This window comes from Nocardia jiangsuensis, assembly GCF_042650385.1.
GTDB lineage: Bacteria > Actinomycetota > Actinomycetes > Mycobacteriales > Mycobacteriaceae > Nocardia > Nocardia jiangsuensis.
Window position 1 is genome coordinate 1 of the sequence record NZ_JBHSAX010000015.1, and the last position, 9,681, is coordinate 9,681.

Here is a 9,681-nt window from a genome sequence, read left to right on the forward strand (position 1 = left end):
TCCGGCCCCGACCGCGGCCTGCCTGTCCTCGCCACGGCCGGACCCTACACTTAGCCAACGGATTTCAGGCGCGGAACACTAGACCCTGCCGCGGACTCCCGTTCGGAGGGCCTACTCCGGCGGCGTCCGCACCGCGATCTCACCGCTGAGCGTGTGCCCGTCCAGCAGCTTCAGCCGGTCACCGCTCCAGAACTTGCCCGGGTCGTACCAGTCCGGGCTGCGCTTCGCGCTGAGCAGCCCCATGGCCTGGTAGGTGGCGGCCACGATCTCCGCGCAGTAGGCGTTCTCCACCTCGCTCGCCTTCGGCGGCCGGGACGACCTGCGCGGCAGCTTGACCCGGCCGCGGAACCAGCGCGCGGTGAGCGTCGCGGTCGACGGGAACGGGGTGCCGTTCAGCCGGGCGATGGCGCGCAGCGCGCCGTCCTCGCGCTCCCGATCGGCAGGCGGCTCCAGCTGCCGCAGCCACGCCTGCTGCCCGTAGCGATTCGCCCAGACCAGCGCCGCGTCGCGCAGATTGTGCAGCTGCGCGCCGCGGTGCGCGGTGCCGGACCACATGTCCGGGAGCGAGCGGCCCAGCTCGGCATGCCAGATCAGCGCCGGTAGATCGTCGATCACCACGGCCATGCCGACGTGGTTGACCGGAGCGTTGGTCAACGTCCGGATCATCCGATCGGCCGTGGAATGACCACGGAACAACCAGATGTCACCTGTCCTGGTGATCTCGACAGCCCGATCGAGATCGATGTCCACACCCGCCATACCCGTAGCCTAGGCGGTATGAGGTGGTGGAAGGTGTTGGGTTTGGCGGGTGCGGCGGGCGTCGTCGCCACCGGCGCGGTCGTGGTGCGCGGCGAGCGGCGCCGCCGCGCCTACACCCCGGACCAGGTCAGGGAGCAGCTGCACAGCAGGTTCGCGCAGGCGGCGGCGGTCGAGGCGGCCCCGCCGCCCGCCGCCGAGTCGCGGCTGGCGCGGGCGCGGGCCGCGGTCGCGCGCCGCTTCCGGCGCTAGCGGGTCGCGAATTCGACGAGCCGGGCCGAGACCGGCTCCGGCGACCCGTCCCTGCGCGAATCCGGGTCCGCGGTGACCAGGTCGAGGTGGTTGTAGCCGGCCAGCTCGATCCTGGTGTCCAGCGGGCTGCCCGAGTCCGGCAGCGGGATGCCGCCGCTGCCCTGCAGGGTCAGCATGGGCAGCGTGTCGATGCCGCGCGGGTGCAGGTGGTGCGCGGTGATCGAGGGAGCGGTGGTCTGCTGCAGGTCGAAGGCGATGCGGGAGGGGAAGTACCACTCGGTGAAGTCCAGCGGCGGCTCGCAGAGGGTGCGGGCCAGCTGGGCGATCGAGGTGACCTCGCTGCCGGGATTGGTGGCGGGCGAGGTGGAAGCGGTGACCTCGTCCCAGTCCAGCCAGCGGTAGACGGTGTCGGGGGAGTAGCGGGTCGGGGAGACCTTCGGGGCGTCGCCGAAACCGCCGAAGCCGAGCGGGCCGCGGGCGATGGCGTCCGGCAGCGGGAAGTCCTTCGGGCCGGTCGGGCCGCCGGTGACGAAGCCGGTGCTGGCCTGGAGGAAGCCGAGCGGCTGCGAGTTGTCGTCGAGCAGCGCGCCGAGTACGGCCTCGTTGGTGGCGGTGAGGTCGCGGGCGTCCGGGGAGCCGGTGAGGAAGGCGGCGGCGTTCTGCGAGAGCAGGGTGCGCAGCGTGAGGTCGATATTGGGGTTGTCGGGGAGGCGACTGACGAGGTCGTTGACGCCATCGGGGGCGAGCCGGGCGGCGAGCCCGGCGAGCGCGAGCAGGTTGGTGGTCTCCGGGTTGATCACGGCGGGCAGCCGGAGCACGGGCAGCGCGGTGTCGAGTTGCAGCGAGAGGTTCTCCACGCCGCCCGCGATCTCCGGCGGGATGGCGGGGATGTCGATGCCGCGCAGGCCGAGCCCGACCCGGATGACGGTGTCCAGCGCGAACCAGCCGCCGCACTGGTTGTAGCCTGCGTCGTCGGTGGTCGCCGGGTTGCCGTCGAAGTCCCAGCCGGCGAAGTAGCCGGTGAGGAAGCCGCCGAGGGAGTGCCCGCCGCACAGCAGTTTCCGCTGCCGCACTCGCTGGTCGGGCAGCTCCAGGCGGAGCAGGTCGTACTGGTCGCGCAGAGTTTGCTCGAGGCCCTGGTCGCGCAGCCAGTCGGTGGCGGCGCCGTCGGCGTAGCCGGCGAAGCGGCGGCCGTCGACCTCGGCGCCGCCGAAGTAGTAGCCGGTCGCGGTGTCCAGGTCGCCGGTGGCGAGCGCCGCGCGGGTGCCGGTGTGGTCCTCCAGGCAGTTGGAGCGCCGGTCGAGCGCCCAGAACTCCAGGTGGATGCCGAAGCGCGCGGCCAGCGCGACGGTGTTGCGGGCGACGCCGTCGAAGGCGCCGGCGCCCTCGAAGATCCCGGGCTGCGCGACCAGGATCCGGTCCGCGGCCGCGGACTCGCTCGGCCCCGAGGCGGAGCGCCAGCGCAGGTAGGAGAGCCGGTCGCACTCCGGCGGGTGCGGCAGCGCGGTGGGCGGCAGCGGGACGTCGCGGGTCACGACGGTCGAGATCACCGAGGTCACCGGGGAGCTGGACCCGTACCCCGATTCGGTGCGCCCAGGCTCCGCCGCCGCGGGCGCCGCGCTCGCGGCCGAAACCCCCACCAGCAGCGCGCACACCGCGCTCGCCACTCGACCCCGCATCGTCGCTGTCCCTTCGGCCGTGATCCGCACATGCAACCCCGCACGGCGGTGCCACCGGACGGTACCGCCCCGGGATCATCCGGATTCACAATCCAGCCCGGTTTTCCGCTGTGAAGCGGCACAGGGTGTCGTGGGCGAGAATGGCTGCAAGTTAGCCGAACGGATCGAGGAGCCACATGGCCGAGACACTGCACGCAACGCCGGCGGACCGCTTCGGCCCGTGGATCGAGCGGCCGGACGGTGTCGACTTCCCCTACTACGCGGGCGAGCCGGTCGGGCTCGGCGCCGTGCGGTGGGCGCTGGCCTGGCTCGCGGTGGCGGCGGGCTTCGCCGCGCTGGTGCTGCTGCCGGAGCCGGACAACGTCGCCGCGCTGGTGCCGCGCGCGCTCTTCGTGGTGATCCCGCTGGCGGTGCTCGCGGTGCTGGCCCGGCCGTACTGGTCGGCGCTGTTCCGGCCGGTGCGCGGCCGGGATCTGCTCACCATGGCCGGCTTCGCGCTCCTGAACCTCGTTGTCAGCACGCTGCTCGGTCTCCTGGTCGCGGCCGTCTTCGGCGCGTCGGCCAACGCGGCTACCGACGGTATCGACGGCGCGGTGGAGGTGCTGGCGTTCTACCTCGGCACCGGCATCCAGCTGGTCGGCGAGGAGCTGTTCACCGTCATCCCGTTCCTGGCGCTGCTCTACTTCCTCACCCGGCGCGGGACGCTCTCCAGGAAGTCCGCGATCGTGGTGGCCTGGCTGGCGACGGCGGTCTGGTTCGCCGCCGCGCACCTGCCCACCTACGACTGGAACGTCGCGCAGTGCTTCATCGTGATCGGCGGCGCCCGGCTCGTCCTCTCGCTGGCCTGGATCCGCACCAAGAACCTGTGGGTCTGCTCGGGGGCGCACATCCTCAACGACTGGGCGCTCTTCACCCCGAGCATCGTCGCCGCGGCGGCGCTCGGCTGAGGCGATGAATCCGCGCGGGCCGCGCCGTCGAATACAGCGCAGCCCCCGAGCAGAGGAGTCACCGTGCCCGAGACCCGTACCGTCGCCACCGCAGGCGCCACCATCACCTACGACGTGCGTCCCGGCGCCGGCCCCGCCCTGTTCCTCCTCGGCTCGCCCATGGAGGCGGCCGCGTTCGGCACGCTCGCCGGGCACTTCGGCGACCGCACCGTGCTCACCTACGACCCGCGCGGCGCCGGGCGCAGCCCCCAGGCCGAGCCGGGCGCCGAGGCCGATCCGGCCCAGCACGCCGACGACCTGCAGGCGGTGCTGGAGTCGGCCGCGCTCGGCCCGATCGATGTCTTCGCCACCAGCGGCGGCGCGGTGAACGCGCTGGCCTGGATCGGCAGGCACCGGCCGGAGTCGGTGCGTACCCTGGTCGCGCACGAGCCGCCGGTCGCGCAGTTCCTGCCGGACCGGGACGAGGTGAACGCGGTCTGTGCCGACATCTACGCCACCTACCGGGCGAAGGGGGAGGGGGCGGCGATGGCGAAGTTCATCGCGCTCGTCTCCCAGCGGGGGCCACTGCCCGCGGGCTACGCGGACGCGCCCGGGCCGGACCCGGCCGCCTTCGGGCTGCCGGACACCGACGACGGATCGCGGACGAACCCGCTGCTCGGCGTGAACATGCGCGGCTGCGGGCGGTTCGAGCACGACCTGGACGCGCTGCGCGCCGCGCCGACCAGGATCGTGCTCGCCTCCGGCGCCGCTTCCGGGGCCGAGCTCGCCGCGCGGGGCGCCGAGACCTTCGCCGCCGCGGGCGGTTTCGAGCACGTGCTGTTGCCCGGCGGGCACATCGGGTTCCTCGGCGGGGAGCACGGGCAACAGGGCGAGCCCGAGGCCTTCGCCGCCGCCCTGCGCGACATCCTCGCGCACTGAGCGGGGCATCCCCCGTAGGCGCCCGCTCCACGCGACGTCCTCGCGCATCGAGCCAGGCACCCTCGTAGAGTCGGGCCCCATGGAGACTCGTCGGCTCGGCGGCGACGGCCCCGACCTCTCGGTAGTCGGGCTCGGCTGCAACAACTTCGGCATGAAACTGGATCTCGCGGCGGGCGCGGCGGTGATCGAGGCCGCGCTGGACGCCGGGATCACGCACTTCGACACGGCGGAGATGTACGGGCCGGGCACCTCCGAGGAGATCATCGGCGCCACGCTCGGCACCCGCCGCGACGCCGTGGTGCTGGCCACCAAGTTCACCCCGCGACCGCAGGACGAGCCGTACCGGCCGGGAATCCTGCGGGACCGCATCGTCGCGGCCTGCGAGGCCAGCCTGACCAGGCTGCGCACCGACCGGATCGACCTCTACTACCAGCACTACCCCGATCCGGCGGCGCCGGTCGAGGAGGGGCTGGCGGCGCTGGACGAGCTGGTGCGGGCGGGCAAGGTCCGCTACCTGGCCTCGTCGAACGTCTCCGGCGCGCAGATCTCCGACGCGGCGCGGGCCGCCGAGAAATCCGGTGGCGCGCGGTTCACCGGCACCCAGGTCGAGTGGAGTCTGCTGGTCCGCGAGGTCGAGCGCGAGGTGGTGCCCGCGGCGCGGACCGAGCACCTCGGCATCGTGCCGTACTTCCCGCTGGCGTCCGGGCTGCTCACCGGGAAGTACCGGCGCGGGGCTGACTTCCCGCCCGGTTCGCGGTTCGCGCTGGCCGCCCGGTTCGCCGATCGGTACGTGGCCGACGAGAACTTCGACCGGGTCGAGCGGTGGACCGAGTTCGCCGCCGAGCGCGGGCACACGCTACTCGAGCTGGCCATCGGCTGGCTGCTCGCGCAGGAGCCGGTGAGCTCGGTGATCGCGGGCGCGACCACGCCGGAGCAGGTGCGGCAGAATGTCGCCGCCGGGGCGTGGCGGCTGACCGCGGCCGACCTGGCCGCGCTGGGGTGACGGGGCCGTCCGGCGCGCCCGCGGCACCGCAGACCGTCGAGTTGCCAGGAGGAAGTCCATGGCCGAACGCACCCCGACCAGCCACGAGCGCGCGACCGGGCTGCCCTGGGACGCCTCGTACCGCGAGGGCCCGGCGCCCTGGGATGTCGGCGGCCCGCAACCCGCCGTGGTGCGCCGCGCCGACGCCTTCACCGGGCCGGTGCTCGACGCCGGCTGCGGCAGCGGCGAGAACGCCCTCTTCCTGGCCGGACGCGGACTCGGGGTGTTCGGCGTCGACGTGGCGGAGACGGCCATCGCCCTGGCGCGGGAACGCGCGGCCGAGCGCGGCCTGACCGCCGAGTTCGCCACCGCCGACGCCCTGCACCTGGCCGACCTCGGCCGCACCTTTCCCGAGGTGCTGGACTGCGGCCTCTTCCACACCTTCGACACCGCCGAGCAGCGCGCCTACGCCGAGAGTCTCGCCGCGGTGACCGAGCGGACCCTGTTCCTGCTGTGCTTCGCCGACGAGGGCGACGACCCCGGCCCGCACCCGGTCTCCCGGGCCGGCCTGGCCGCCGCCTTCGGCGCATCGACCGGCTGGCGGATCGCCGCCGTGGAACCGGACCGGATCATGACCCGGTTCCACGCGAACGGCGCCGCCGCCTGGTTCGCGACGATCAGGCGGGAGTGAAGCGCGCGGGCAGCGATTCCAGCCCGCGGATCACCACATTCGGCTTGTAGACCGGCGCGTCGTCGCGCAGTTCGATGTCCTTGACCTTGCGCAGCAGCACGTCGAGCAGCACCTCCATCTCCAGCAGCGCCAGCGGGGCGCCGAGGCAGTAGTGGATGCCGAGGCTGAAGCCGAGATGCTTCTTCGCCGGATTCTTCGGGTCCGAGTAGCGCGCGACGTCGAGCCGGTCGCCGTCGGCGAATGCCGCGTGGTCACGGTTCGCGGAGTTGATCAGGATGACGACGCCCTCGCCCTGCTCGAACTCCCGGCCCGCCACCGTGATCGGCCGGGTGGCCGCGCGGGTGGTCATCTGCACCGACGGCTCCATGCGCAGCAGCTCGTCGGGGGCCGTCTGGGTGAGCTCGGGGCGGGCGCGGAGGGCGGCGATCTGGTCCTGGTTCCGCATGAGCTGCAGCAGGCCGGTGCCGATCAGGTTGGCGGTGGTCTCGTGCCCGGCCACGAAGGTGGTGATGCAGGTGGCGAGCAGCTCCTGCTCGGTGAGCACGTCGCCGCGGTCCTCCACCTGGGAGAGCGCGCTGAGCAGGTCGTCCTTCGGGTTCGCCCGGCGCTCGTTCAGCAGCTCACGGAAGTACCCCATGAAGCCGCGCGACCCGGCCGAGCGCGCCCTCAGCGCCTCCTCGGGCAGCGTGTAGTCGTGGTCGAAGCCGCGGGCCAGATCCTGCGACCAGCGGTGAACCTGGTCGTAGGCCTCGTGCGGCACGCCGATCAGCTCACAGGCGATGATCAGCGGCAGCGGGTAGGCGATCTTCTCGATCAGGTCGAACTCGCCCGCCGCCAGGCAGTCGTCGACCAGCTGCTCGGTGAGCTCGGAGATGCGCGGGCGCAGCCTGGTCACCATGCGCGGGGTGAAGCCCTTGGTCACCAGGTTGCGCAGCCGGGTGTGGTCCGGCGGCTCCATCCACAGGAAGGAGGTGGGCAGCTCCTCGGGGGCGTCCTCCGGCCTGACCGTCGGGTGCATCATCCCGGCTTCCTCCGCGTGGCTCCACGCGGTGGTGGAGAGCACCGCGGCGCAGTCCTCGTAGCGGGTGAGCACGTAGTGGCCGAGCGGGGTCCGATGCATCGGGCCGGCGTCGCGCAGGGTGCGCGCGGCGGCGTACGGGTCGGGGCGCCCCTCCGGGCCGAACAGGTGGGCGATGGCGTTCTCGATCGCGGAATCCTGCTCCGCGACCGCCGTTGTCGAGTCCATTGGTCCCTCCGGTGTCGTTGGATTCTGGTTCCCGGCCGCGGCGCTGCGGCCGGTCACCCGGTCGGCTCGTTCGCGCCGTTCGCGCTGCGTGGCAGCAGGATGCGGCGGGCGAGGGTGGGCCGCAGCAGAGCCGCGGGTGGGTCGACGAGGTTGCCGACGCGCAGGAAGGTGCGGGCGACCAGCGGGTCGGCGTGCGCGGCGCGGTGTGCGCGCGCCACGTAGGCGTTGGTGAGTCTGGTGCGGACCGTGCGTGTGCCCTCTACCCCGGGATTGGCCAGGTCCGAGCCGGCCGAGAGGCGCCAGGCGACGTCGACCACCGCGCTCGCCGCCGCGTAGAACCGGGCGGGGAGGTCGGGGTTCGTGGTGCCCGCGGTCAGGCAGTCGCGCAGCACCAGCGCCTGCTGGGCGGCGACCGCCATGCCCTGGGCGTACAGGGGGTTGAAGCTGCAGAGGGCGTCGCCCAGCACCAGGAAGCCGGCCGGGACGGTGCGCAGCCGTTCGTAGCGGCGGCGGAGCGGGGAGCGGAAGCGGTGCGGGGTGATCTCGCCGAGCGGCGCGATGCCGTCGACCAGGGCGTGGATGTCGGGTGCCGCGATGGTGGCGGCGAAGGCGGTGAAGCCGGTGGGGTCGGTGGGCGGGTGGTCGCCGAGCATGCCCGCGAGGGTGACGTGCCAGCGGTCGCCCTCCACCCGGATGGCGCCGCCGCCGCGCCCGTCCGGGCCGGTCGAGATGATCACCGAGGACTGGTTGTCCAGTTGCCCCTCGGTCCGCGGGAACAGTGCCGACGCGTAGCCGAGGTCGACCTCGAGCCGCTCCTCGGCCGGGGCGGGGAAGCCGAGGTCGGTGAGCCATTGCGGGGCACGCGAACCGCGGCCGGTCGCGTCGACCACCAGGTCGGCGGTGAGTTCGACGTCGCCGACGGCCGGGTCCGCGGTGCCGTCGGTCACCCGGACTCCGCGCACCGCACCCGCGTCACCGACCAGCGCGCGCACGGTACCGGTATGCGACCGAACCCCCGGCATCGCCAGAACGCGCTCCCGGACAACGGCTTCCAGCAGCGGCCGAGTCGCCATGACCGAGGTCAACCCGGTCGGCGTCGCCGCCAGCCGGGCCCCGCCCAGGTACCACCTGGTACCGACCAACGCCTCCGCGGTGGTCGCGCCACGGGCAGCCGCCTCGCCGGTGAACCCGGGAAACAGCTCCTCCAGCACCGTCCGCCCCCGATCGAGCAGCCCGTGCAGGTGCCGCCCCTGCGGCACCCCGCGCCGCCACCCGGCTTCCAGCGAATCCCGCTCCACGAGAACCACTTCGGTGCAGCGATCGGCCAGCACCCGCGCCGCGAGCAACCCCGCGATCCCGGCCCCGAGGACGACCGCCTTCACAGCGTCACCGGCAGCGAGACGATCCCGCGGTGGATGAGGCTGGGCCGGTACTCCACGGTGTCGGTGGCGAGTTCCAGCTCCGGCGCCCGGTCCAGCAGCGCCCCGATCGCCGCCTCCGCCTCGATCCTGGCCAGCGGCGCGCCCACGCAGTAGTGGATCCCGAGACTGAAACCGAGATGCCGACGGGCGGGACGGTTCCCGGCATACCGGGTGATGTCGAAGCGATCGGCCTCCGGATACACCCGGTCGTCCCGGCTCGCCGACGCGGTGAGCACGACGACCCCGTCCCCGCGCCGGAACTCGCGCCCGCCGACCACCGTGTCCCGCAGCGCGACCCGGATGGTGAACTGCGTCGGCGCGTCGTAGCGCAGCATCTCGTCCAGCGCGGGCCCGATCAACTCCCGGTTCGCCCGCAGCAGCCGCAGCTGGTCCGGGTTGCGGAGCAGCGCGAGCATGCCGTTGCCGATCAGGTTGATCGAGGTCTCCATCCCGGCGACCAGGGTGAGCAGCGCGATGCCGATCACCTCCGGTTCGGTGAGCGCGCCGTCGCCGACCGCGGCGATCAGCGTCCCGAGCAGGTCGTCGCCGGGGTCACCCGCGCGCTGCGCTACGACCCGCGCGAAGTACCCCATGCACTCGAGCGCCGCCGCGCCCCGCGCCGCCACCTCGGCCTCACCGAGCATGGAGTCCGGGTCGGTGCCGCGCGCGATGGCCAGCTGCCAGGCCCGGAAGAGCGCGCCGTCGGCCGGGTCGGCGCCGAGCAGCCGGACCGGGACCATGGCCACCGCGAGCGGCACCGCCAGGTCGTTCAGGATGTCCAGCTCGCCG

The 9,681-nt window shown here is 73.3% G+C and carries 10 protein-coding genes; 5 read left to right on the top strand and 5 right to left on the bottom strand.

Annotated features, from left to right (window positions below):
- Positions 1–111: 111 nt before the first annotated feature.
- Positions 112–759, bottom strand: a complete 648-nt coding sequence (locus tag ACFO0B_RS19040; protein WP_378613864.1) for a hypothetical protein — start codon at positions 757–759, stop codon at positions 112–114.
- A gap of 18 nt (positions 760–777) precedes the next feature.
- On the opposite strand from ACFO0B_RS19040, the gene ACFO0B_RS19045 reads away from it, so the two are divergent.
- On the top strand, positions 778–1,008 hold the full coding sequence (locus ACFO0B_RS19045) for a hypothetical protein (RefSeq protein WP_378613865.1): 231 nt from the start codon (positions 778–780) through the stop codon (positions 1,006–1,008).
- On the opposite strand, the gene ACFO0B_RS19050 is transcribed toward ACFO0B_RS19045, so the two are convergent.
- A complete protein-coding gene (locus ACFO0B_RS19050) occupies positions 1,005–2,687 on the bottom strand; it encodes a hypothetical protein (RefSeq protein ID WP_378613866.1) in 1,683 nt (560 codons plus the stop codon). The two genes, ACFO0B_RS19045 and ACFO0B_RS19050, sit on opposite strands and share 4 nt — an antisense overlap.
- Before the next feature lie 176 nt (positions 2,688–2,863).
- Between ACFO0B_RS19050 and ACFO0B_RS19055 the strand changes: the two genes are divergently transcribed.
- The 4 genes from ACFO0B_RS19055 (at position 2,864) to ACFO0B_RS19070 (ending at position 6,225) form a co-directional block, all read left to right on the top strand.
- Positions 2,864–3,634, top strand: coding sequence for a CPBP family intramembrane glutamic endopeptidase (locus ACFO0B_RS19055; protein WP_378613867.1), 771 nt, complete (start codon positions 2,864–2,866; stop codon positions 3,632–3,634).
- Between the two features lie 63 nt (positions 3,635–3,697).
- Positions 3,698–4,552 carry an alpha/beta fold hydrolase gene (locus ACFO0B_RS19060; protein ID WP_378613868.1) on the top strand — a complete coding sequence of 285 codons (855 nt, stop codon included), beginning with the start codon at positions 3,698–3,700 and terminating at the stop codon, positions 4,550–4,552.
- 79 nt (positions 4,553–4,631) lie between these two features.
- Positions 4,632–5,555, top strand: coding sequence for an aldo/keto reductase (locus ACFO0B_RS19065; RefSeq protein WP_378613869.1), 924 nt, complete (start codon positions 4,632–4,634; stop codon positions 5,553–5,555).
- A 58-nt stretch (positions 5,556–5,613) separates the two neighbouring features.
- Positions 5,614–6,225: a class I SAM-dependent methyltransferase gene (locus tag ACFO0B_RS19070; protein ID WP_378613870.1), complete on the top strand. Its 612-nt coding sequence runs from the start codon at positions 5,614–5,616 to the stop codon at positions 6,223–6,225.
- On the opposite strand, the gene ACFO0B_RS19075 is transcribed toward ACFO0B_RS19070, so the two are convergent.
- The 3 genes from ACFO0B_RS19075 to ACFO0B_RS19085 all read right to left on the bottom strand — a co-directional run.
- Positions 6,212–7,471, bottom strand: coding sequence for a cytochrome P450 (locus ACFO0B_RS19075; RefSeq protein ID WP_378613871.1), 1,260 nt, complete (start codon positions 7,469–7,471; stop codon positions 6,212–6,214). The genes ACFO0B_RS19070 and ACFO0B_RS19075 overlap by 14 nt on opposite strands.
- Before the next feature lie 53 nt (positions 7,472–7,524).
- On the bottom strand, positions 7,525–8,853 hold the full coding sequence (locus tag ACFO0B_RS19080) for an NAD(P)/FAD-dependent oxidoreductase (RefSeq protein ID WP_378613872.1): 1,329 nt from the start codon (positions 8,851–8,853) through the stop codon (positions 7,525–7,527).
- Positions 8,850–9,681 (bottom strand): cytochrome P450 (locus tag ACFO0B_RS19085; RefSeq protein WP_378613873.1); only part of this gene is annotated, 832 nt, incomplete at its 5' end. The genes ACFO0B_RS19085 and ACFO0B_RS19080, both read right to left, overlap by 4 nt.